This window comes from Actinoplanes sp. TFC3, from assembly GCF_001553785.1.
GTDB lineage: Bacteria > Actinomycetota > Actinomycetes > Mycobacteriales > Micromonosporaceae > Actinoplanes.
Genome location: NZ_LOJP01000002.1, coordinates 401,488 through 423,664 on the forward strand (window position 1 = coordinate 401,488; position 22,177 = coordinate 423,664).

Below are 22,177 nucleotides of genomic sequence, written 5' to 3' on the forward strand. Positions count from 1 at the left end.
TACCGATAGTTACCGATCGCGGACCCGGATGCCACCTCAGGACAGCTTGCGGGTGGCCGAGCGGATGGCGTCGCGGAACGTGGAGACCTGCGTGTACACGCCCGGATAACCCTTGCGGGCACAACCCAGCCCCCAGCTGACGATCCCGACCTGAACCCATGAGGAGCCTTTTTGCCGTACGAGCGGACCACCCGAATCGCCCTGACAGGTGTCCACGCCCTTCTTGCCGGCACACAGCGACTCGTTCTTGACCAGGTTCACATCCACCTTGCGGTACGCCGCAGCACAGTCGGCATCGGAGACCACCGGCACGGAGGCGTACCGCAGTTTCTGCTGCTGCTGGGCCGACGCCTCGCTGGTCTGACCCCACCCCATAATGGTCAGCGCGCCCTTCTCGTCCGCCGCCCGGCCCAGGCTCAGCGTGGGCAGGCCCAGCTCACGGTCCAGTTTGACAAGTGCCCAGTCGTCGCCGTGGGTCTCGTCGCGGAACCCGGGGGCGCGGACCACCTTGACCGAGCGGGCGGTGTGCGCGCCCTTGGCCTTGAGATCGGTGACACCGCCGAGCACCGTGATGCTCTTGTCGCCCGAGCCGGCCACGCAGTGCGCGGCGGTGAGCACGACGCGCGGCGCGGTCAGGGCGCCGCCGCAGCCCATGGACAGCCGGACCATCCACGGGAACTTGCCCTGTGGCGCCGGGTCACCGCCGACGACCACGCGAGCATCGTCCTGTGCGGACGCTCCGACCTGACTGGCCGACAGAACGGAGGCGACGATCGCGAGCGTGACAAGTGAAGCGACTTTCCGGACCATGTGGACATTCCACCATCCACATCCGAAGAAGAAGGGGTACGCGCCGAAGCACGCACCCCTTCTTTCGAGCTTGGGTGGCTCAGTACCAGCCGGTGCTCTCGGAGTGCGACCAGGCACCGCACGGGCTGTTGTAGCGGCCCTCGATGTAGTTGAGACCCCACTTGATCTGGGTTGCCGCGTTGGTCCTCCAGTCCGAGGCCACCGACGCCATCTTGCTGCCGGGCAGGGCCTGCGGGATGCCGTAGGCACCCGAGCTGGGGTTGGACGCGCTCGGGTTCCAACCGCTCTCGCGGTTGAACAGCTTGTTGAGGCAGGGGAACTGGTCGATCCCGAAGCCCGCCTTCAGCATCAGCGCACAGCCGGTGGCCCGGGTGCCGCTGTACTCGTCGCAGGACGCCGGAATGGGGCCGACGCTGGGGCCCGAGGAACCACCGGAGTTGGAGCTGGAGCTGGAGCTGGACGACGAGGACTTCTCCTCGGCAGCCTTCTTCTCCGCCGCAGCCTTGTCGTCGGCTTCCTTCTTGTCGATCGCCTTCTTCTGGCTGGCTTGCGCCTTGCCGGCGGCAGCCTGCGTGCTGGCAGCGATCTTGGAGGCCGCAGAACTCGACGCGGCGTTCCGGAAGGCCCGGTTGGCCGCAGCCTGGGTGTGCCGCTCGCGGATCAACTGCATCTCGTCGAACGTGGTGTCCGCCTGGACCACGAGCTGCTGCGAGGAGGCAGTGGGCTCCTGCTGCTGATCGCCGTCCCGGTCCTGGCCGAGGTAGACCCCGCCAATAGTGCCCGCAACGAGCAGACCCACGGAGGCCACACGAATTCCGACCCGGCTCCAGAGCCGATTCACGAAGAGTTTCCCTTCGTAGGGGGCATTGACGCCGCGATAACCCTGGACCGATGTCCAACCGGGCGGGTTACCGGGTTGATGCTCGCCAGCCACCTTGGCGCACCGTGAAGGCGATGTGAAATGGCAACGCCAACCTGTTACCTTAATCACAGGATGTTTAGCTACAAATCAGGGCAAGTACAAATCATTTGCTTCACCCGTACGGTATAAGCGTCGTTACTTTATGTTATTGCTTTCAAACAAGGCGTGAGGCGGAGATCCGCCTGGATCCCCGCCTCCACGATGACGCTGCGTCAGATCGGGATCTCCTCCAGCAGATCGGTCACGACCTCGGCGATCGGCGAACGCTCGGACCTCGTCAGGGTGACGTGCGCAAAGATCGGGTGGCCCTTGAGTGCCTCGATCACCGCGGTCACACCGTCGTGGCGGCCGACTCGCAGGTTGTCGCGCTGCGCGACGTCATGGGTGAGCACTACCCGCGAGCCCTGACCGATGCGCGAGAGCACGGTCAGCAACACGTTGCGTTCCAGCGACTGCGCCTCGTCCACGATGACGAACGCATCATGCAGGCTGCGGCCGCGGATGTGGGTCAGCGGCAGCACCTCCAGCATGCCGCGGGCCAGGACCTCCTCCACCACGTTGGCGTGCGCCACGGCTCCCAGCGTGTCGAAGACGGCTTGCGCCCAGGGCGACATCTTCTCCGACTCGCTGCCCGGCAGGTAGCCCAGCTCCTGGCCACCCACGGCATACAGCGGGCGGAACACGATGACCTTCTTGTGCCGCTGGCGTTCCATCGTCGCCTCGAGCCCGGCGCTCAACGCCAGCGCCGACTTGCCGGTGCCGGCCCGCCCGCCCAGCGAGACGATGCCGATCGAGTCATCCATCAGCAGCTCAAGCGCGACGCGTTGCTCCGCTGACCGGCCGCGCAACCCGAACGCCTCGCGGTCGCCGCGGACCAGCTTCACGCTCTTGTCAGCGGTGACCCGGCCCAGCGCCGAGCCCCGCGAGGAGTGGATGACCAGCCCGGTGTGGCAGGGCAGGTTCTCCGCCTCCCCCAGCTCCAACTCGTCGCCGGCGTACAAGCTGTTGACTTCGTCGTCGCCGAGCTTGAGATCGGCCATGCCGGTCCAGGTCGGATCGCTGGCCTGTCCGTGCAGGTATTCGTCGGCCGCCAGGCCCACCGCGGCGGCCTTGACCCGCAGCGGCATGTCCTTGCTGACCAGCGTGACATCGCGGCCCTCGGCGGCCAGTCCCAGCGCCACCGACAGGATGCGGGTGTCGTTGGCGTCGTTGCGGAAACCGTGCGGCAGCACGCTTTGGTCGGCGTGGTTGAGCTCGACTTGCAGGGTGCCGCCCTCGTCGTTGCAGAGCACCGGCTGGTCCAGCCGCCCGTGCTTGATCCGCAGCTCGTCGAGCATCCGCAGCGACTGCCTGGCGAACCAGCCGAGCTCGGGGTGGTTGCGCTTGCCCTCCAGTTCGGAGATCACCACGAGGGGGATGACCACCTCGTGGTCGGTGAACCGGCGAAACGCCGCCGGATCGGACAGCAGGACCGAGGTGTCCAGCACAAAAACCCGACCGGCTGGGGCGGGCTCCGCGTCGGCGTGCCGATCGCGAGACGACCGGCGTCCCGTCGAGGCACGGTTGCTGGAGACGTTGGCGGCCGGGTCCTTCTGAGTGGTCCCGGCGTCAGTACGGCGAGATGTCACAGGCCTGCTCCAGCGGGCGTGCAACCCGGTACGCCCGCGGTCCGCCACGTCCGGTGCCCGGCACTGTCACGGGGTCGGGATGCGGGCCCCGTGGCGCACTTGTCGCAGGTCCGGGCGGCCGGATGGCCCGGGAGAACCCCGTGCCATAGCTAGAACGCTAGCGGTCAACAAGCCCTCGCGGTAGTACCCGACAGTTACGACGATCGAGGCCCGTTTCACCTAGATGCATCGTGCCGTGCGGCAGGTACTCTGGGAGTCGTGCCTGAGTCCTCACGCCCCGCGCACCCTCTGAGCGCCGACGAGGCTTTGCGCTTCACCGCCTCACGCGCCAAGGAAACGACCTTCTTCTTCGACTTCGACGGCGTGCTGTCGCCGGTCACCGACGACCCGGACGCTTCCCAGCCGGTGCCTTCCGTGCTCGCGGCGCTGGAAGAACTGGCCGCCACGGTGGCCCGGGTGGCAATTGTCTCAGCGCGCCCGGTCAGCTTCCTGCGCTCGCGCTTCGAGTCGCTGGAGCATGTCGACCTCTACGGCCTGTACGGGCTGGAGGTCTGGCACGACGGCGACGTCGTGACCGAGCCCGCCGCGCTGCCCTGGGTGCCGGCGATGGCCGAGCTCGCCGAGCGCGCCAAGGCCGAACTGCCCGGCGCGATCCTGGTCGAATACAAGCGGCTCTCGGTCGCCCTGCACTACCGCACCGCGCCGCAACTGGCCGCGCAGGTCGAGCAGTGGGGACACGAGCATGCCGAGCGCCAGGGTCTGCGCATCCAGGGCGGCCGGATGGTCGTCGAGCTGAAGCCCCCGGTCGACCAGGACAAGGGCATGGTGATCAGCGACGGCGTGCTGCAATCGGGCTGCGCCTGGTATTTCGGCGACGACATGTCCGACATCAAGGCCTTCGACGCCCTGCGCGCCCGCGAGGCGGTGGACCCCGGCTTCTTCGGCGTCGCCGTGGCGGTGGCCAACCCGGAAACCGGCGCGGACGTGGCGGAGGCGGCGGATCTGCGGCTGGAGTCACCCGAGGCGGTCGCCCAGTTCCTCGCCGACGCCCTGCCGGTACTGCGGGGCTGAGGTCCTCGGGCGCGCTGCCCGTGCTGCGCGCCTGGGGTTTGCGGACCTCAGGCGCCGTAACGGCGCTGACGGCCCGCGTATGACCGCAGTGCCCGCAGGAAGTCGGTGCGCCGGAAGTCGGGCCAGTTGGCGTCGTGGAAGTAGAACTCCGAGTGCGCCGACTGCCACAGCAGGAAGCCCGACAGCCGCTGCTCCCCGCTGGTCCGGATGACCAGATCCGGGTCGGGTTGCCCGGCGGTGTAGAGGTGCTCGGCGATGTGCTCGACGTCGAGGATCTCGGCGAGCTCTTCCAGGGTGCGCCCGGCGGCGGCGTGCTCGTAGAGCAGCGAGCGGACCGCGTCGGTGATTTCGCGGCGGCCACCGTAGCCGACCGCGAGGTTCACCTCGACACCTTCGGTGCGGTTGCGGGTCTTCTCCTGCGCCGCCTTGAGCGCGGTGGCAGTGGCGGCGGGCAGCACGTCGAGCGCGCCGGCGATGCGCAGCCGCCAGGGGTTGCCCTGCTCGGCCAACTCGGTCGCGAGGTCCTCGATGATGGTGAGCAGCGGGTCCAGCTCGGCCGCCGGGCGCTGCAGGTTGTCGGTGGCCAGCAGGTAGAGGGTCACGTGTTTGATGCCCGCCTGATCGCACCAGCCGAGCAGCTCCTTGATCCGCTCGGCGCCGACGCGGTGGCCGTCGTTGGGGTCGACGAAGCCCATCTCGCGGGCCCAGCGGCGGTTTCCGTCGCACATGACCCCGACGTGCTGCGGCACCGGCTTGCCGGCCAGCTTGCCGACGAGCCGCCGCTCGTACAGGGAATAGACCAGGGACCGCACACTCATCGCGCCTCAGCCTAACCACCGCGCGCCGGACCTCAAGAGGCCGGATGGGCGAAATGGAGCATCTGCGCCCCGATCCGGCCGATCGTCCGAAGATCAAAGACCCCGTCGCCGAGGCCGAGGTCCACCATCCGGTGGAATACCGCCCGGTCCTGGCGGGCGGCCCGGACCGCCGCGTCGACCACGCGAGGCTGCTGGGTGAGCAGGGTCGCGATCCGCGAGTGCCGCAGGTGACGTCCGAGGCGGGCCTGCAGGGCGGCGGTGTAGCGCGCGGCCGCCTGCCCGGGTCCGGTGGCGGCCGCGGCGCCGGCCAGCGAACCGGACAGCACGGCGTAGAAGATGCCCTCGCCGGTGAACGGGTTGATCAAGGACAGCGCATCGCCCGCGAGCAGCACCGGACCGCGAGCCGGCGGCGGACGGCGGGTGGACAACGGCAGGTGGTGGGCGCGCAGGCCGGCGGGTCGGGCGCCGGGCAGCAGATCGTTCAGACGCTCCTTCAGGTACGCCTTCGTGAGCGCCGTCCCCCGGAGAACTTCGCCGTATCCGAGGTTGGCCGTGCCATCCCCGAGCGGAAAGGACCACGCGTAGGCCGGCCAGCGGGCGCTCGTGGTCCTGATCAGCTGCTCGTCGCCGATCGCCGGGCCATACCCGCGGATCGCGATCGCCAGGTGGCCCGGCGGGTTCGGGGCATGTCCGAGGCTCCGGCGGACCACCGATCCGGCCCCGTCCGCCCCGATCACGACCCGGGCTCGGAGGTCCCCGTCGATCTCCACGCCGCCGGGGTCGTACCGAAGCGTCCGCACGGTGTGTCTGCGCAGCTCAGCGCCATGGGCAACGGCGGCTTCGACCAGGCGGGCGTCGAAGATCATCCGGGGCACGGTGTGCGCGGGCCGGGGCAGCGCGCGGGCGACCTCAGTGCCGCCGGGGGCCACCAGGCGCAGCCGCTCGACCGGCGGGCATCCGTGGTCGATTCCGGTCACGCCCAGCGAGTCGAGCACATCGAACGCCTCGGCTGCGATGCCGTCACCGCACACCTTGTCGCGCGGGAACTCGGCGCGGTCAAGCAGCAGCACGGAGGCTCCGGCGCGGCGGGCGGCCACGGCGGCAATGGCTCCGGCCGGTCCGGCCCCCACGATGGCGACGTCGTAGGTCACGCGGGGACTGCTTGTCTCGTACCGGAAAAACGCCACAGTGCGTACGTGACCAGGGCCGCGGCCGCAACCAGTGGCGCTCCGTCACGGATCAGGCCGTCCACACCGAGCAGCAGGTAGCACAGCGGGAGGTCGACGATGAGCACACCGGCGGTGATCCAGAGCAGCAGGCGCCCCGCCCACGGCTTGTCGCGGAGCAGGAAGAACGTGGCCAGCAGCACAGCGTAGGAGGCCGCGATGCCGATCATGAACCAGAAGATGACGGCGAGCAGCCACTGCGGACGGTGACGAAGCTCGCTCACCGAAATCAGCGCGGGCACCAGCATGAGCGGGCTGTAGGTGAAGGCGGCAACCCGCGCAGTGATCGCCCAGGCGGCCAGCGGCGGACGTTTCGGGGTGGCCTCGCGCACCTGGAGGCCCTCGCGGGTGAACACAATCTTGGCCGGGTGCCGGACCAGATGCGCCTGCACGCCGGGGTGCCGGTAGAGCAGCACCACGACGCTCAGGCACAACGCGGTGAGCAGGGCGAACCCGAGCACGCCGGACGTCGGCGGGGTGCCGGTGCGCGGCACGATCAGGCGGCCGACGGCGAAGACGGTTGTCACCGCCAGGATCAGACCGAGGGGGCGGGCGGCGGCCCGGCCCCGGCGCACGTGCCAGATCAAGATCAGCCATCCGGCCGTACGGAGCAACGCCCAGCCGGTCCGGACAGCGAACCCGAAACCGTGCTCCGGGGCGTACCAGTAATTCAGGATCTCGACCCCCGCAGTGGCCACCGCGGTCGCGATCAGCAACCACGTCAGCGTGCGGACTGCCGTCATGGCAGGTCGGTTACCCAGCCAGGCGAGCTTTTAATGCGTCCAACTCGGACCACAGCACCGCCGGCAGCTTGTCGCCGAACCTGGCGAACCACTGCTCGACCTGTGGCAGCTCGGCCCGCCACTCCTCGGGATCCACCCGCAACACCGCCTCGACGTCGGCCGGGTCGAGCTCCAGCCCGGTCAAATCGAGCGCGCCCGGGGCCGGCACCTGCCCGATCGGTGTCTCCACGGCTTCCCCCGAGCCGTCCAGGCGCCCGGCGATCCACTTGAGCACCCGGGAGTTCTCACCGAAGCCGGGCCACAGGAACCGCCCGTCGTCGTCGCGGCGGAACCAGTTGACATAGAAGATCCTGGGCAGCTTCTGGCTGTCGCCCTTGCCGAGTTCGATCCAATGGTTGAAGTAGTCGCCGGCGTGATAGCCGATGAACGGCAGCATCGCCATCGGGTCGCGGCGCACCACCCCGACCTTCCCGGTCGCCGCGGCGGTCGTCTCGGAGGAGAGCGTGGCGCCGAAGTACACCCCGTGCACCCAGTCACGAGCCTCGGTGACCAGCGGGACCGTGGTGCGGCGGCGGCCTCCGAACAAGATCGCATCGATCGGTACGCCGCGCGGGTCGTCGTACTCGGGGGCCAGGATCGGGCACTGGTTGATGGGTGTGCAGAAGCGGCTGTTCGGATGGCTCGACGGCTCCGGCGCATCCGGCGTCCAGTCCTGGCCCCGCCAGTCGGTCAGGTGCGCGGGCGGCTCCCCCATCCCCTCCCACCAGACGTCGCCGTCATCGGTGAGCGCCACGTTGGTGAAGATCGAGTTGCCACGGGCCAGCGTGCGCATCGCGTTGGGGTTGGTGTGCTGGTCGGTGCCCGGGGCCACGCCGAACAGGCCGTACTCCGGGTTGGTGGCCCACAGCCGCCCGTCCGCACCGAAGCGCATCCAGGCGATGTCGTCGCCGACCGTCTCCACCTTCCAGCCGGGCAGGGTGGGCTCCAGCATCGCCAGGTTCGTCTTGCCGCACGCCGATGGGAACGCCCCCGCCAGGTAGCGGACCCGGCCCTCGGGTGAGGTCAGCTTCATGATCAGCATGTGCTCGGCCAGCCAGCCCTCGTCGCGGGCGGCCACGCTGGCGATCCGCAACGCGAAGCACTTCTTGCCGAGCAGCGAGTTGCCGCCGTACCCGGATCCGTACGACCAGATCTCCCTGGTCTCCGGGAAATGCGAGATGTACTTGGTCTCGTTGCACGGCCATGCCGCCGTGGATCCCGGGGCCCCGACCGAGTGCAGGGCCGGCACGAAATCGGCTTCCTCCCCCATCGCCGCCAGCACCGCGGTGCCCATCCGGGTCATGATCCGCATCGATGCGACCACGTAGGCGCTGTCGGTGATCTCGACGCCGAACATGGGGTTCGGGGCGTCCAGCGGGCCCATGCAGAACGGGACGACGTACATGGTGCGCCCGCGCATGCAGCCGCGGTAGAGCTGCGTCATCGTCGCCTTCATCTGCGCCGGGGCCATCCAGTTGTTCGTCGGACCGGCGTCGGCGGGATCGGCGGAGCAGATGAACGTGCGTTCCTCGACCCGGGCGACGTCCCCCGGATCGGTGCGCGCCCAGAACGAGTTGGGCCGGTGGCCGGGGTCGAGCCGCACGAGCGTGCCGGCTGCCACGAGCTCATCGGTGAGGCGGTGCCATTCCTGCTCGGAGCCGTCGCACCAAACGACGCGATCCGGGGTGGTGAGTGCTGTTACCTGATCGACCCAATCCCCTAGCTTCGCCTTTTCCATCCGTGGATCCCTTCGCCTTGGCTCGGGTGTTCCCAGCAGAGTAGGCGAATTTATTCGGTCTGACGTGTGCAAGACCGCACATTATTAAGCAACGCTGCGCATTTGCGTTCGATTCTTCGATTCTCGGCACACTACTGCGCACTATTCCGGCCACTTTCACAAAACGGACAAATTGGCTTAAGCTTGCCGCGATCAGGTCTTACCCCCTCGGGAGGCACGATGGCTTCGCCCTACGGCGCCTCTTCGCGTGGCGGTACCCCGTCCCGGGATGCGGACTCTGATCTGCTGGCCGCGGTGCGGGCGGGCGACACCGCGGCGTACGGCGTGCTCTACGAACGGCACCTCGGGGCGGCTCGGGCGTTCGCCTACCGGCTGGTCTCCGACCCGGCCGATGTCGACGACCTGGTCGCCGAGACGTTCGCCAAGGTGTTCGCGGCGCTGCGGGCCGGGCGGGGGCCGCTGGTGGCGTTCCGGGCGTACCTCACCACCACGCTGCGCCACGTCTGCTACCACCGGGCGCGGCGGGACCGGCGGCTCGAGTTCACCGACGACCTGACCCGCTACGACGAGGGGCAGCCGTTCCTCGACCCGGCCCTGGACCGGCTGGAGCGCACGTACGCGGCCCGGGCCTTCCGTGCGCTGCCGGACAGGTGGCGCGACGTGCTGTGGCGTACCGAGGTGGAGGGGGCCAGCCCGGCCGAGGTGGCGCCGCAGCTCGGCCTGACCCCGAACGCGGTGGCCGTGCTCGCGCACCGGGCTCGCGAGGGGCTGCGCCGGCTCTACCTGCAGCAGCACGTGGCCGTGGCCGATCCACCCGAGTGCCGGTGGGCCGGGGAACGACTCGGCGGGCGGGTTCGGGGGCGGTTGGCCCAGCGGGATTCCGTACGGCTGGAGAACCATCTCCGCTGGTGCGCCGAGTGCCGGGCGCGGCTGGCCGAGATAACGGAAGTCCACCAGGGCCACTACCGTCCGTACCGGCAGCGGAACCATGCGCGTCCGCTGGATTAAGAGTCGCTCACGAAAGGGGCCGGGGGTGACAAGCGCCGGTACTCTCGGATCCGTGCCCGCTGCCGCGCTCCTGCCCGCCCTGCGGGCACGCTTCGGGGCACTGCTACGCGAGCTCAGCAAGTTCGGCGCGGTCGGCGGCGTCGCGTTCGCCATCGACTTCGTGATCTTCAACGTGTTGCTGCGCAGCGGCATGGAGTCGCTGCTCGCGAAGACCTGCTCGACCGTGCTGGCCACCACCGTGGCGTTCCTGGGCAACCGGTTCTGGACCTGGCGGCACCGCTCGCATGCCGGCATGGCCCGCCAGTACACCGTGTTCTTCCTGCTCAACGGCGTCGGACTGGGCATCGGCCTGGCCTGCCTGGCCATCAGCCACTACGGGCTCGGCTCGATCTGGCCCGAATTCCAGACCCCGCTCGCGGACAATATCTCCGGCCAACTGGTTGGCACCGCGGTGGGCACGCTGTTCCGTTTCTGGTCGTACCGCCGCTTTGTTTTCGGCGAGACCGTAGTCCCGGAGCCGGCCCCCGCGCCCGCCCCGGCAGACCCGGCCGTGCCGGTCGACGAGGTGGCACCGCACCCCACCCACCCGACGACGTCAACCGTCGTCCGGCGAATGTGACGACGTTCCACTGCACGGGTATCGTCCGTCGTCCGCGCCCTTCCCCCCGTAAGGTTGCCCAATGGCTTCAGCCCGCCCGCTGATGGAACGTCTGCGCCACCTCGCCCCCGAGGCCCTCGCCTTCGGCGTGATCGGCGCCGGCAACACCCTGCTCTACATGGCGATCACCTGGGCCCTGCTGGGCATCGGCGCCGTGAAGGCCAGCATCGTGGCCACGCTCATCACGACCACGCTGGCCTACCTCGCCAACCGCTTCTGGACCTACCGGCACCACACCCGCACCGCGCTGCGCCGCGAATACACCCTGTTCTTCGGGTTCAACCTGGCCGGCATGGTGATCCAGTCGGGCGCAGTGGCCATCGGCAAGTACGGCTTCGGGCTGACCGAGGAGAAGGACGCCGTGATGTTCATGGGCGTCACCGTGCTGGGCATCGCCGTCGCCACGGTCTTCCGCTTCTGGGCCTACCGCACCTTCGTCTTCCTCAAGCCCGCCGTCGACGGCCACGAGGCCGCCGTCGCCGAGATGGACGTGGTGGCCGGGCTGGCCGAGCTCAGCGCCGAGGCGGAGGGCCGCTTGGACGCGGAGATCGCCCACGAGATCGACGCCCAGCGCCGCGCTGTCTGAACGCCGGCAGCTCGGGCACGACCTCGTCCTCTTCCTCATCGTCTGGCCGCAGCTCCCGGTCGGTCTCGATGAGTTCGTACAGCTTCGTCTGCACCACTTGGACGTGCGGCACGGAAGCCAGCACGGCGGCCCGCTCACCGATGGAATCAACGGTGAGCGTGCCGCATCCGAGCAGCCGATCCAGCAGCGACTGGTTGGTGATGTGGTCGTTGATCCGGTTGAGCGGCAGATCCCGTCGCTCCCGGGCCACCACACCGTCCTGCAGCAGAATCCGCTCATCGGTGAAGACGTAATGGGTGCTGCGCCACACCAGCAGCGGCCACACTCCCCGGGTCACCGCGAAGAAGAGCGAGAAGGCCCCGATCCCGCACACCCCGATCAGCCCGCCCGTGGTGGGCGGCAACATCACCCAGACCATGATGACCAGGGCGATGGTCAGGAGCAGGACCAGCACCGGACGTACGGCGGCCTTGGCGTGCGGATGCAGGTGAAGGACGACTTGCTCCTGCTCGGTGAGGACTTCGTCCGGAAAGGCCACCGGCTCAGCGTACGTGCAACACTGCCCCCGCCGAGACGCGCCGCTCGGCATCATCAGCCGTACGAACCACAAGCTGCCCATCGCCGTCCACAGCCGTCGCCACCCCGGTAATCTCGCCCCCGTCAGGCAGCAACACCCGCACCTCCCGCCCCAGCGTGGAACACCCCCGCCGATACGCGGCCAGCAACCCGCACATCTCGGCGTCCCCGCCGGCCTCCCGCCACCCGGCATACCACTGCGCAAACCCGCGTAGGAAAGCCCGCAGCAACGGGTCCCGATCAGTGCTCTTAGCCCCCTGCACCAGCAAAGAAGTAGCTGGTAGCCCGGTGGTCTCCGGAAGCTCATCGGCGCGGGTGCTGACGTTGAGCCCGATCCCCACGACAACCGCATCCCCGGCCACCTCGGCCAGGATCCCGGCCGCCTTGGCGTTGCCGAGCAGCAGGTCATTAGGCCACTTCAAGCTCGCGTCGACCTCCCCGATCCGCTCGACGGCCTCACGCAACGCCACCCCGGCCAGCAGGGGAAGCCATCCCCACGAGCGCTGCGAGGCGGCCGGCCAGCCCCGATCGTCGTCCTTCGCCCCCGGCCGCAGCAGCACGCTCAGCGTCAACCCGGCGCGCGGCGGCGACACCCACTGGCGGTCGCGGCGCCCCCTGCCGGCCTGCTGCTCCTCGGCCACAACGACGAGGCCCTCACCGGCATCCTGATGGGCGGCGAGGGCCACGTCGGCGTTCGTCGAACCGGTCGCGCTGACCACATCAAGACGGCGCCAGAGACTGCCCGGCGTGATGAGCGCCCGCTGCAGGGCCCGCGCAGCCAGCGGCGGCCGGGTCAGATCGTTGTACGGCGAGGAGGGCATCGCCCCAGCGTACGGCTTGTGTTATTCCCTGCTCCGGGGCTGTCTTGTTGGCTGCGCTTCGCTCGGCTGTCTGGGCTCTGCTGCATGCCGGCTGACGTAGACGGTGCTGCGGGCGTCCGCCGGGTCCGAGCCGGCGCCGGGCCGCGGACGTGGGCGAGGCCTGGAGCGCCCACCCTCCTGATCAACCGGCGCGAACGTCTCGGTCGAAGCATCTACAGCCTGCCGCCGGTCCGATCGCACACCATTTTCCGGCGCCCACGTCAGGTCGGGCAACACCGCATCGGGAAGATCCGGGACGGTCCAGATGGGACCCTCGACGCTCTCCTCCCGGCCGGCGTACACCGGGGTCTCGGGTCGCTTGCCTCGCTGGCGGACGGGGAGGGCGGCGATTTCGGAGGCGCTGGCCGGCCTTTCCCGCCTGGCTTCGCGGGGGTCGGCCGTTACTGCTTGCCGTAGCTCAGGGGTTACTGCCCTTCTGGTTTCGTGGTCCCTGCGGCCCGCTGCTCTCCTCGACGCTCGGCTTCCGGACTCTTCGGCTGTAGGCGCCGACGGGCTTTGCAGCAGCTCGGCAGCGCTTGCGTTCATCGGCGGCCAAGCTCGAGGCTGCTCCGGGTTTCCGATGCCGATAGTGGACCGATTGTCCGGGCTGATCAGCGGCCATTGAGGCACCACGGCCGTAGGCTCCGAGTCGTACCCCGGCACGTCCGCAGGCGGCACCTCGGGAAGGCGCTCCACCGGAACCGGCCAGCCATAACCGCTGTCCGGCGCCGGGCTCCACGACGAACCGATCGCCGGCTCATCACGGTACTCAGGCCGCACCCACCCCTCGACTCGATCACCGTACCGACGACTGGTGCGTCCCTCGCCCCCGAAAGAATCGTCCATCCGGAACCGACCGCCAGGCTGGTGCGCGGCGTGCAAATCCTGGTCCGCCAGCCAGTCCATGTCGTCGGAGGCCGCAAAGCCGAGCACGGGAATCTCAACAATCCCGCTATCCTGCGCAGGCTCAGCCTTAGTGGCCGCCGAAAGATCAATTGGCCGTACGTCCGTGGGTGTCGTCTTCCGCCCCTCAAGCGCCTCGGCAGTCCCAGCCGGCTGGTGAGGCTCGCTATCGGCGGTGTTCATCGTCGGCCACAGGTGCCGGCTGTTCCGCGGGCCGGGAACGATCGGTTCCGGGGCCTTGGCTGCGGGATCACGGAACCGCGAGGGGCGCTCCCCAGCGGGCGCAGCGTTTCGGCCTTGATCGCCGTTTTCAGTGGGGGCAGCTTCGTGATTCCCCCGGGCATCGCCGAAGTTCCTCGCAACGGCGTCCCGATTCCCCCTGACGCCGTTCTGGTTCCTCATGACGCCGTCGCGATCCCGCCGAGGATCCGAGTTGCGGTTTCTCGCCGCAGCCTCCCGAGCAGAAGCCGACCGCGACTGCCTCATTGGCGGCGCAAAAGCCCCGGCCGCGAAATCCACAGCCGGCGCCTCGCCGGCGTCATTTGAGTCCCCAAGGACGCCGCGCGACGCCATTGAGGAACCTCCCCCGCGCTCCCCGGACTCACCCGGGAAGGCGCGCCCCTCCGCCGTACCGTCACCACCGCGGGACCTCGAGCCGCGCGCAGGAGGCAGCGCCGCCCGCAAAGACATCATGGGCGCGGCCGTACCCTCCGATTCACCGGCCGGCACGGCCCCCGCCTCGCGCGAAGGCCCGAATGTGGGCGCGGCCTCGACCTCACGCGAAGACTCGGCAGCGGAGAACGACCCCGCCGAGTAAGACGGCCCAGTTCCCGGCACGAAACTGGCCGGACGAGGCGAGCCACCCGACCGGGGCGTCTGCCCCCTGGGCACCAGCCCATCCGGAGACGTTCGCCTACCTCCAGCCATCGGCCCGGCTCCGGCGGTCGACGCAGCCTGAGCCGTCGGCCCAGGCCCCGCCATGGGCCGGGCGCTACGAATCGGCCCGGCACCACCCATCGGCCCATCCTGAACCGGTGAACCAGTAGCACCACCCGTTGTCCAGATCACTGGCACCGACCCCGCGGTAGCACCACTCGTATGTTGGCGCATGGGGCGGGTTGGTGATTGGTGCGCTTCCGGCGTACCAGGAAAGGGCGGCTTTTCTGAGGCGCGTTGCTTTTTGTGGGGGGCAGCGCCTTGCGCCGCTTTTTTGTCGAGGCGGCGGGTGTGCTCGTCGGGGCCGCCGGGGGCGAACAGAGCGCGGCGGAAAACGATGAGCGTGGCGATGCCACCGACGATCAGAAGCACGCCGACGGGGGTCATCCATGTCGTCACGGGGGTTGTAACGAATGGTGCATTAGGAACGAAACGCACGCGTACCGACGGTAGGGACGGGCGGGGGCGCAATGCGCTCGATACGATCTTTGCGGCGCCGGGCGCGAGCTGGGCACGGGCGAGTGGAGGCAGCACTGTGACGACCGAGCAACAGGCCGACATCCACACTACGGCAGGCAAGCTCGCGGACCTGGCGCGGCGGCGCGAGGAAGCCACGCATGCCGGTTCCGAGCGCGCGGTCGAGAAACAGCATGCCCGGGGCAAGAAAACGGCGCGGGAACGCATCGAGATGCTGCTCGATGAGGGGTCGTTCGTCGAGTTGGATGAGCTCGCGCGACACCGTTCGACAAACTTCGGTCTGGACAAGAATCGGCCGTACGGCGATGGCGTTGTTACCGGTCACGGCACCGTCGACGGGCGCCAGGTGTGCGTCTTCTCGCAGGATTTCACGGTTTTCGGCGGGTCGCTCGGTGAAGTGTTCGGCGAGAAGATCGTCAAGGTGCTCGATCTCGCGATGAAGATCGGCTGCCCGGTCATCGGCATCAACGATTCCGGTGGGGCGCGCATTCAAGAAGGCGTGGTCGCGCTGGGACTTTACGCCGACATCTTCTTCCGGAACGTACGAGCGAGCGGCGTGATCCCGCAGATCTCGCTCATCATGGGCCCGTGTGCCGGTGGCGCCGTGTATTCGCCGGCGATCACCGATTTCACCGTGATGGTGGACCAGACCTCGCACATGTTCATCACCGGGCCGGACGTGATTCGCACGGTCACCGGCGAGGACGTCGGCATGGAGGAGCTGGGCGGCGCCCACACGCACAACACCCGCAGCGGAAATGCGCACTATCTGGCCAGCGACGAAGAAGACGCCATCGATTATGTCCGAGCGCTGCTCACCTACCTGCCGAGCAACAACTTGGACGAGCCGGCCGCGTTCGATGCCCCCGCGTCGCTTTCCCCGTCGGAGGACGACCTGGCGCTGGACAGGCTGGTTCCGGACTCGGCCAACCAGCCCTACGACATCCACACGGTGATCGAGGCCGTTGTCGAGGACTTTCTCGAGGTCCAGCCGCTGTACGCGCAGAACATCGTGATCGGTTTCGGTCGCGTCGAGGGGCGCCCGGTCGGCGTGGTGGCCAATCAACCGCTGCACTTCGCGGGCACGCTGGACATTGCCGCGTCGGAGAAGGCCGCGCGCTTTGTGCGTACCTGCGATGCGTTCAACATTCCGGTTCTCACATTCGTCGACGTGCCGGGGTTCCTTCCGGGAACGGGCCAGGAATGGGACGGCATCATCCGGCGAGGAGCAAAACTCATTTACGCGTACGCCGAAGCGACCGTCCCGAAGGTCACAGTGATCACCCGCAAGGCTTACGGCGGTGCCTACGACGTGATGGGCTCGAAGCATTTGGGGGCGGACCTGAACTTCGCCTGGCCGACCGCACAGATCGCGGTGATGGGTGCACCAGGTGCGGTCAACATCCTCTACCGGGGTGAGCTGGCGGCTGCCGAGGATCCCGCCGCGCTTCGAAGTGCTCGCATTCAGGAGTACGAGGACACCCTCGCGAACCCGTATATCGCGGCCGAACGTGGCTATGTCGACGCGGTCATCGAGCCCTCGCAAACTCGGGTGCAAGTGACTCGGGCGCTGCGAACTCTGCGCACCAAACGGGAGAAGTTGCCGCCGAAGAAGCACGGTAACATCCCGCTCTGAGCTCCTTTCACGGGTTCAGCAGTTTCGCTCCACCGTAAACCAGGGCGGCCATTGAACCGAGCCAGAAAACGGCAAGCCACAGCACATCAGGCAGGAACGTCAGCTTCTCAAGAACAGCGGCATCGGAGCTGTCATCCTGCCGATAGGTGGCCCAGAAAAGGTTCGTTATCATGCGCACGCCGCCGAAGAGCAGAAACCAGACCCAGAAATAGCCGAACGCGAGCTGAGCGGGGTCCGGCCATTGGGTGGCGACCCAGTAAAGGACGACTCCAGTCCCGATTACTGCCAGGAATGCGAGCAGGTTACGTACCTTTATCAGGATGAGGGCGAGCAGCATCAAGCCGGCCCACAGGACGGCCTCGTGTTTGTGATGCAGAAGAAGGAAAACGCCGCTGAGCCCCAGAGCCGAGGGTCCGAGATAGCCGGCCAGGGTGATGACCAGGTCGGCCAGCCACGGAATCTTGTTGGGGAAATTCGTGACGCCGCCACCGCCGCTGGAAACGGTTACGCTGCTGATCTTCTGACCGAACAATGCCCCGAACATCGCATGCCCGCCCTCGTGCGCGAGCACCATCGTGTACCTCGTGAATCGCCACAGCGGCACCACCGCGACCCACGCGACTATTGCGGACGTCCAGGCCATGCCCCGGACGCTAGCCGTCAGCCGGCGCCACTCACATCTGCCGTTCGGTCACGTCGCGCTGACGTTTGGCAGCCACTGTCCGGCTAGCATGAACGCCCCGATCACCAACGCGGCGATATCCACAAGGAAGAAAACGCCCACCCAGAAAAGCGCCGGGACATGGGTGATTCCGGCAAGTTGATCGGCATCGGACTCCGGCATCCGCCCGCGGCTGCGCAACCGCTGCAATTCAAAAACGGGACGCACACCACCAAAGAGAAGGAACCATACGCCCGCGTACGCAAAGGCCGCCTGCACTTGCGCCGATGCATTCCATGAAACCGCCAGCACAATTGCCCCGGTGACGACGACAGAAACGACACCGAATACGTTCCGGATGTTGATGAGCATGAGCAGGAGAAGGACAACAACCAGCCAAAGGAGCAGGGTGATGCGGTTCCCGCCCAGCAGCCAGGCCCCGCCCAACCCCACCAGTGAGGGGGCGACATAACCCGCGAGCAGCGTAAACATCATGCCCGGCCCGGTCGGCCGCCCAGCGGAAAGCGTCAGCCCCGACGTATCGAATTCCAGCCGGATACCCCGCAATTTTCGCCCAGTCAGCAAAGCAGCCAGCGCATGCCCGCCCTCATGAGCGATGGTCACGGCGTTACGGGCGATCCGCCACACCGGCCGGAACGCCACCGCCACGAACCCCATGATGGCCGTGACGAGGACCAGAAGGCCGGGAGGGTCAGGCTGGGCGCTCATCAGCGTGTCCCAGAGGTCATTCACCGAGTGGATCGACACCCGCGGAAGCGTAGCCGATCAGCGCTGCTCGTTCTCAGCCCAAAGCTGCGGAACAGTGACGCCGACCTCACCCAGCAGGCGGCGTAGCAGCGGCAGAGAAACCCCGACTACGTTGCCGTGGTCGCCCTCAATCCGCTCCACAAACGGCCCGCCAAGCCCATCAATAGTGAAAGCCCCGGCGACATAAAGCGGCTCCCCCGACGCAACATACGCGCCGATCTCGTCGTCGCTGACATCGGCAAATTGCACGACCGTCTTGCCCACGCCCTCAACGGCCTGGCCGGTGCGAAGGTCGATGAGGTGATGGCCGGTGTGCAGAACGCCCTGCTGACCTCGCATGGCCTGCCAGCCCTTGGTGGCCTCATCGGCATCCCGCGGCTTCCCAAGAATACGTCCGTCAAAGGCAAGCACCGAATCGCAGCCAAGCAGCACGGCATCCCGCACAGGCAACGTGGCGGCGACGGCCTGAGCTTTCAGACGCGCCAAGGTGACGGAGAGCTCAGCGGGGTCGTCGGTCCTGATGACTGACTCGTCAACGCCGCTGACACGGACCTCAGGGTCGAAGCCGGCCGCCTTGAGGAGAGCAAGACGCGCTGGACTGGCGGAGGCCAGAACGAAGCTCAGCTTGTTGTCGGTCACCTTGTGGCTTGCCCTTTCCTCGACCGGAGCGCAAAGAAGGCTACAACGCCGCCGAGGAGGACGACGAGGACGACGCCACCGATGAAGAGGGCGGAGCTGCTGCCTTTCGAGGAGGACGCTGGCTCGGCGGCCACGGGGGTCCGGCTGGACGGGTTGGTGTTCGGCGTGGCGGCGGTCGCAGACGGCTCGGTAGTGGCGGAGCCGTCGCCGTTCAAGGCGGCAACGATGTCAAGAACGCCGTGACCGTATTCGTTGTCGACACCGGGAGCGCCTTTATCTACGGCGGTGGATTCAAGACGTTCGACAACATCTGCAGCACTCATCTGAGGAAACTTACTACGGAGCAGCGCAGCGGCACCCGCGACAATTGCTGAAGAGTACGACGTCCCATTGCCATTTTTTAGGTAATCGCCACGCTTGTATGTGCTTTCTATGTCCTCGCCTGGCGCCGCAATATCGACGCTCTTACCGGTGACCGAAATCTTGCCCAGCTCTCCTGATCGCCCGATCGCCCCCACTCCGAGAACTCCGGGAAGAGATGCTGGCGGTGTCACAGACACGGACGAGGGGCGGTTCCCTACTCCGGCAACGAGCACCACACCAGCGTTAGTCGCCTTATTGACTGACGCCAAAAGTTCTGGGGTAGCCGAAACGGATATCGACATATTGATGACTCCGGCGCCCTGCGACACCGCGTAATCGATACCAGATGCCAGCTCAGCGCTCTTGTCTCCAGTCCTGAAGACTCGAACTGGAAGAATCTTGGCGTCTGGAGCTATCCCCCACGCCCCATTGCCGTTTTTCCCGTGTGCGGCGATCAGACCAGCCACTGCAGTGCCATGACCCTCGACATCGTCTTGGCCGTTTCCATCACTACCAACTAGATCAGTGCCCGCCAGCAGGCTGCCTGAGAGGTCGGAGTGTTTACTAACACCGCTGTCGAGCACCGCTACTACAACACCTTTACCCGTGCTCCTACGCTGCGCCTGCAACACTTTTAAGTAGCTCAGGTGCCACTGCTTATCGCGTATGCCATCTGCAAAGGCTGGTACACCGAACGCAGTGGCGCTGGCGAAAGCCAGCGCCACTGCCGCGACAACGGAAGTTTTCTTCATCATCTTTGATAGCCAATTGCCGGCCCAGGATCGATCGGGCCAGGCTCAGGGCTAGGCATCAGTACGGGATCAACGCCTTCGTCCGTGACCCAGGGGTTATTCGGATCCCACTGTGATACCTCGTCGCGACCTTCGCTCTTACGACCAGCTCTGCCGGTCCGACTCAGCATATCGCCAGTTGTTGATCGTGTGGCACCAGACGCTTCTCCGGAACGAGTACCGCCAGCCGTCCGGCCAGTAGCAGCTTGACGCCCGTTTATCCCAGGGGCCATCGCGCCTTGTTGCCCGATGACGCCACCAACGGGGTTCGCCCGTCCTCCGGCGCTGAACCGTGAGGCTGATCCGCTTTTGTTCGGCATCTGGCCAACCATCCCGCTACCCGGAGTCGCGCCAATGACCCCGCCTGACGGCATGGCTGACCGACTCCCTGGAACACCCACAGAGCCAGGCTTAACAAACCCCTTGGGTGAGACAGCGCCTCCCGGAAGCAAGCCTGGGGGCAGCACCATACCCGGCGTGCCGATGATCCCCGGCATGCCGCCGGAGCTTCCGGGAAGGGGTGAGATCGGCGGTGGTGAACCGGGCAGAGGAGACACGACGCCGGGACCCGTCGTCACGGGAACCGGGCTGACTCCTCCGAGGATGGGTCCGGTCCCGGGAGGAGCAGCGACGGGTGTCGGCCCAGGTGAGGTACCAATCGGACTCTGATGCACCGGGACTGTCGTCGAAGAAGGCACCGGAGCCCCGACATGCGATGGGGGGCTCGTAGACCCGCCCGGTCGCGAACTGTCCACCGCAACCCCGCCGGAGGGGGTGATGAAGGGCGTAGCTGTGAAGTTGGACCCGTCGGTTCGTTTACCTTCGCCCTCGCCGCCGCCCACCAAACCTTCGTCGTTTGGCTGATACGGCTTCGGGGCCTTCAATCCCGCCTGCCCACTCAACACCGACGAGCTCAGGTCGAACATGATCACTCGCGCCTGGTTGTTCAGTTGCTCCTGGTGCGCCGAAGACACTGGCGGCGTTGATGGAACCGGCGGCGGGGAAGGTGAGGGCGACGGGGTTGGCGAGGCCGTGGGCGCTGGGGCTGCTGTCTTGTCGGCGGCGTTCTTGGCTGACTGCCAGTCGAGGTTGGCCTTCTCGTTGGCCTCGTACTGCTCCAGGATCGGCTTGAGCTTGATCTGAGCGACGGCCAGGTCGGAGGCCACCGTGCGGAAGGCCGTGATGTTTGCCGACGTCGCGGTGAGGGTCTCGTTGAGGTGAGCGATCAGTTGGTTGAGCCGACCGATGTACGCCGCCGAGGCTTCGCTCTTCTTCGGGGACCACGCCGAGGCCAGGTTGTCCCGGTACGTCGAAACGCGGCTGATGTGCGCGCTGATCAGGTCGGCGGTCGCTTGCCAGCCGTTGATGACGACGTTGAAGTATGCGTCGGTGTCGTGGTTCTCGACGGCCGACCACATGTATTTGACGTCGGTAGCGTTCCAGTCGGTGCCGCCGGACAGGCCACCACCGGAGTCTGCAGCCAGCATCAGCCGTTCTCCCCCCTTTCGGCGGGCACGGGTGCCGACTCGGCGAAGGCGTCTTTCACGTCGTTGACGGTCGCGTACGCGAAGGCATCCGACGCCTTGTAGTCATCGCTGATCTTCGCGGCCGCGGCTGCTGCATTGCTGGTTCCGATGCCGAAGTTGTACGTGTTCGCGAGGGTTTCGTTCTTCACCTCGTTGTGCCGGGAAAGGAAGTGCCCCATCTCAACGAAACGCGGGAATCCTGTCGGCAGGTCGTCCTTCATCACCTGGGCGACCTGGGTGACGTGCGGGTCGTACCCGTCCGCAACCTCCGAGGTCAGCGCCTTGGCGAAGTCCTCCATCGCAGAGATGTCCGCTTCGATGGCGCCGTAGTCGCTGAGCCAGGCCGGCGCGCGGTCCTCCTCCGGAATCAACTGAAACACCCTCCCCCGAGCGTACGAAAAACTCCCGTGAGCGTAATCGGTCCGGGCTGGGAGTTTCGACCCCGTGCCGGGGCTGTGGACAGCTGCGCCCATACCGAGACCTGTCTATGGACAGGGTTGCTCAGGCAGGCAAGCCCGATGCACGCCAGGAAGCGGGCCGGTAGCCGGGGTGGGCGCTGCTCGCCCAGGTCGCCGGGGGAGCGGGCGCCGGGGCGGGATCAGCGGGCGTGGATAGGCTGGTCAGGGCCACGATCAGCGCTGCTAGCTCTTCCGGGGCTGGCTCTCCGCGTACCACGCTGACCAGGGGTTCCTCGTTCATTGATCAAGCGTACGGTCTTGCGGTGGTTACTCGGTGACACGGATCCCACCCTCGGCTGATCGATTCGCTGCCGCTCGACATGACCGGGTATTTTC

General features: G+C 67.3%; 21 protein-coding genes. 5 read left to right on the plus strand and 16 right to left on the minus strand.

The features are described from left to right. Positions 1 to 36: 36 nt before the first annotated feature. From TFC3_RS28940 to TFC3_RS28950, 3 genes are all read right to left on the minus strand, one after another. Entirely contained in the window at positions 37 to 810 is a 774-nt protein-coding gene (locus tag TFC3_RS28940) for a trypsin-like serine protease (RefSeq protein ID WP_067508427.1), read from the minus strand. A 79-nt stretch (positions 811 to 889) separates the two neighbouring features. Further along, positions 890 to 1,651, minus strand: coding sequence for a lytic transglycosylase domain-containing protein (locus TFC3_RS28945; protein ID WP_067508429.1), 762 nt, complete (start codon positions 1,649 to 1,651; stop codon positions 890 to 892). Positions 1,652 to 1,944: 293 nt separating this feature from the next. Beyond that, a complete protein-coding gene (locus tag TFC3_RS28950) occupies positions 1,945 to 3,360 on the minus strand; it encodes a PhoH family protein (protein ID WP_067508431.1) in 1,416 nt (471 codons plus the stop codon). A gap of 258 nt (positions 3,361 to 3,618) precedes the next feature. On the opposite strand from TFC3_RS28950, the gene otsB reads away from it, so the two are divergent. Further along, positions 3,619 to 4,431: a trehalose-phosphatase gene (gene otsB, locus TFC3_RS28955; RefSeq protein ID WP_082772587.1), complete on the plus strand. Its 813-nt coding sequence runs from the start codon at positions 3,619 to 3,621 to the stop codon at positions 4,429 to 4,431. Between the two features lie 47 nt (positions 4,432 to 4,478). On the opposite strand, the gene TFC3_RS28960 is transcribed toward otsB, so the two are convergent. From TFC3_RS28960 to TFC3_RS28975, 4 genes are read right to left on the minus strand one after another with little or no spacing between them, the layout of a single operon-like run. Continuing rightward, positions 4,479 to 5,249: an isoprenyl transferase gene (locus tag TFC3_RS28960; RefSeq protein ID WP_067508435.1), complete on the minus strand. Its 771-nt coding sequence runs from the start codon at positions 5,247 to 5,249 to the stop codon at positions 4,479 to 4,481. Positions 5,250 to 5,281: 32 nt separating this feature from the next. Beyond that, positions 5,282 to 6,400, minus strand: coding sequence for an NAD(P)/FAD-dependent oxidoreductase (locus TFC3_RS28965; RefSeq protein ID WP_067508437.1), 1,119 nt, complete (start codon positions 6,398 to 6,400; stop codon positions 5,282 to 5,284). Then, a complete protein-coding gene (locus tag TFC3_RS28970; protein ID WP_067508439.1) occupies positions 6,397 to 7,218 on the minus strand; it encodes a hypothetical protein in 822 nt (273 codons plus the stop codon). The genes TFC3_RS28965 and TFC3_RS28970 overlap by 4 nt, the downstream gene beginning before the upstream one ends. A gap of 10 nt (positions 7,219 to 7,228) precedes the next feature. Next, positions 7,229 to 8,995, minus strand: coding sequence for a phosphoenolpyruvate carboxykinase (GTP) (locus TFC3_RS28975; RefSeq protein WP_067508440.1), 1,767 nt, complete (start codon positions 8,993 to 8,995; stop codon positions 7,229 to 7,231). A 219-nt stretch (positions 8,996 to 9,214) separates the two neighbouring features. Between TFC3_RS28975 and TFC3_RS28980 the strand changes: the two genes are divergently transcribed. The 3 genes from TFC3_RS28980 to TFC3_RS28990 all read left to right on the plus strand — a co-directional run bounded on the left by TFC3_RS28980 (position 9,215) and on the right by TFC3_RS28990 (position 11,247). Then, a complete protein-coding gene (locus tag TFC3_RS28980; protein WP_067508442.1) occupies positions 9,215 to 10,003 on the plus strand; it encodes a sigma-70 family RNA polymerase sigma factor in 789 nt (262 codons plus the stop codon). Beyond that, positions 9,984 to 10,622 carry a GtrA family protein gene (locus tag TFC3_RS28985; protein WP_082772588.1) on the plus strand — a complete coding sequence of 213 codons (639 nt, stop codon included), beginning with the start codon at positions 9,984 to 9,986 and terminating at the stop codon, positions 10,620 to 10,622. Before TFC3_RS28980 ends, TFC3_RS28985 begins: the two co-directional genes overlap by 20 nt. Positions 10,623 to 10,683: 61 nt before the next feature. Continuing rightward, the gene (locus TFC3_RS28990; RefSeq protein WP_067508446.1) at positions 10,684 to 11,247 is read left to right on the plus strand and encodes a GtrA family protein; all 564 of its coding nucleotides are present in this window, start codon (positions 10,684 to 10,686) and stop codon (positions 11,245 to 11,247) included. Here the strand turns inward: TFC3_RS28990 and TFC3_RS28995 are convergent. Together TFC3_RS28995 and TFC3_RS29000 are read right to left on the minus strand one after the other, a co-directional pair. Further along, on the minus strand, positions 11,174 to 11,785 hold the full coding sequence (locus tag TFC3_RS28995; protein ID WP_067508448.1) for a PH domain-containing protein: 612 nt from the start codon (positions 11,783 to 11,785) through the stop codon (positions 11,174 to 11,176). The two genes, TFC3_RS28990 and TFC3_RS28995, sit on opposite strands and share 74 nt — an antisense overlap. Positions 11,786 to 11,789: 4 nt before the next feature. Next, positions 11,790 to 12,644, minus strand: a complete 855-nt coding sequence (locus TFC3_RS29000) for a biotin--[acetyl-CoA-carboxylase] ligase (protein ID WP_067508450.1) — start codon at positions 12,642 to 12,644, stop codon at positions 11,790 to 11,792. A gap of 2,413 nt (positions 12,645 to 15,057) precedes the next feature. Here TFC3_RS29000 and TFC3_RS29005 point away from each other — a divergent pair. Then, positions 15,058 to 16,635 carry an acyl-CoA carboxylase subunit beta gene (locus TFC3_RS29005; protein WP_067508452.1) on the plus strand — a complete coding sequence of 526 codons (1,578 nt, stop codon included), beginning with the start codon at positions 15,058 to 15,060 and terminating at the stop codon, positions 16,633 to 16,635. A 7-nt stretch (positions 16,636 to 16,642) separates the two neighbouring features. On the opposite strand, the gene TFC3_RS29010 is transcribed toward TFC3_RS29005, so the two are convergent. The 7 genes from TFC3_RS29010 to TFC3_RS36370 form a co-directional block, all read right to left on the minus strand. Next, positions 16,643 to 17,278, minus strand: coding sequence for a M50 family metallopeptidase (locus TFC3_RS29010; RefSeq protein ID WP_067508453.1), 636 nt, complete (start codon positions 17,276 to 17,278; stop codon positions 16,643 to 16,645). 48 nt (positions 17,279 to 17,326) lie between these two features. After that, a complete protein-coding gene (locus tag TFC3_RS29015; RefSeq protein WP_067509793.1) occupies positions 17,327 to 18,025 on the minus strand; it encodes a M50 family metallopeptidase in 699 nt (232 codons plus the stop codon). Between the two features lie 57 nt (positions 18,026 to 18,082). Beyond that, the gene (locus tag TFC3_RS29020; RefSeq protein ID WP_067508455.1) at positions 18,083 to 18,703 is read right to left on the minus strand and encodes a nucleoside triphosphate pyrophosphatase; all 621 of its coding nucleotides are present in this window, start codon (positions 18,701 to 18,703) and stop codon (positions 18,083 to 18,085) included. Beyond that, positions 18,700 to 19,821, minus strand: coding sequence for a type VII secretion-associated serine protease mycosin (mycP, locus tag TFC3_RS36365; RefSeq protein ID WP_082772589.1), 1,122 nt, complete (start codon positions 19,819 to 19,821; stop codon positions 18,700 to 18,702). Before mycP ends, TFC3_RS29020 begins: the two co-directional genes overlap by 4 nt. Continuing rightward, complete coding sequence (locus TFC3_RS37455; RefSeq protein ID WP_153040530.1) at positions 19,818 to 21,344, minus strand: hypothetical protein; 1,527 nt, start codon at positions 21,342 to 21,344, stop codon at positions 19,818 to 19,820. The genes mycP and TFC3_RS37455 overlap by 4 nt, the downstream gene beginning before the upstream one ends. Next, positions 21,344 to 21,763 carry a hypothetical protein gene (locus tag TFC3_RS29030; RefSeq protein WP_067508458.1) on the minus strand — a complete coding sequence of 140 codons (420 nt, stop codon included), beginning with the start codon at positions 21,761 to 21,763 and terminating at the stop codon, positions 21,344 to 21,346. The genes TFC3_RS37455 and TFC3_RS29030 overlap by 1 nt, the downstream gene beginning before the upstream one ends. 121 nt (positions 21,764 to 21,884) lie before the next feature. Then, entirely contained in the window at positions 21,885 to 22,082 is a 198-nt protein-coding gene (locus tag TFC3_RS36370; RefSeq protein WP_082772590.1) for an acyl-CoA carboxylase epsilon subunit, read from the minus strand. Positions 22,083 to 22,177: the final 95 nt, after the last annotated feature.

Coding starts and splice junctions, on each gene's coding strand:
- TFC3_RS28940 (WP_067508427.1), bottom strand. CDS start 810: ATGGTCCGGAAAGTCGCTTCACTTGTCACGCTCGCGATCGTCGCCTCC.
- TFC3_RS28960 (WP_067508435.1), bottom strand. CDS start 5,249: ATGAGTGTGCGGTCCCTGGTCTATTCCCTGTACGAGCGGCGGCTCGTC.
- TFC3_RS28970 (WP_067508439.1), bottom strand. CDS start 7,218: ATGACGGCAGTCCGCACGCTGACGTGGTTGCTGATCGCGACCGCGGTG.
- TFC3_RS28975 (WP_067508440.1), bottom strand. CDS start 8,995: ATGGAAAAGGCGAAGCTAGGGGATTGGGTCGATCAGGTAACAGCACTC.
- TFC3_RS28980 (WP_067508442.1), top strand. CDS start 9,215: ATGGCTTCGCCCTACGGCGCCTCTTCGCGTGGCGGTACCCCGTCCCGG.
- TFC3_RS28985 (WP_082772588.1), top strand. CDS start 9,984: ATGCGCGTCCGCTGGATTAAGAGTCGCTCACGAAAGGGGCCGGGGGTG.
- TFC3_RS28990 (WP_067508446.1), top strand. CDS start 10,684: ATGGCTTCAGCCCGCCCGCTGATGGAACGTCTGCGCCACCTCGCCCCC.
- TFC3_RS29000 (WP_067508450.1), bottom strand. CDS start 12,644: ATGCCCTCCTCGCCGTACAACGATCTGACCCGGCCGCCGCTGGCTGCG.
- TFC3_RS29010 (WP_067508453.1), bottom strand. CDS start 17,278: ATGGCCTGGACGTCCGCAATAGTCGCGTGGGTCGCGGTGGTGCCGCTG.
- TFC3_RS29015 (WP_067509793.1), bottom strand. CDS start 18,025: ATGAGCGCCCAGCCTGACCCTCCCGGCCTTCTGGTCCTCGTCACGGCC.
- mycP (WP_082772589.1), bottom strand. CDS start 19,821: ATGATGAAGAAAACTTCCGTTGTCGCGGCAGTGGCGCTGGCTTTCGCC.
- TFC3_RS37455 (WP_153040530.1), bottom strand. CDS start 21,344: ATGCTGGCTGCAGACTCCGGTGGTGGCCTGTCCGGCGGCACCGACTGG.
- TFC3_RS36370 (WP_082772590.1), bottom strand. CDS start 22,082: ATGAACGAGGAACCCCTGGTCAGCGTGGTACGCGGAGAGCCAGCCCCG.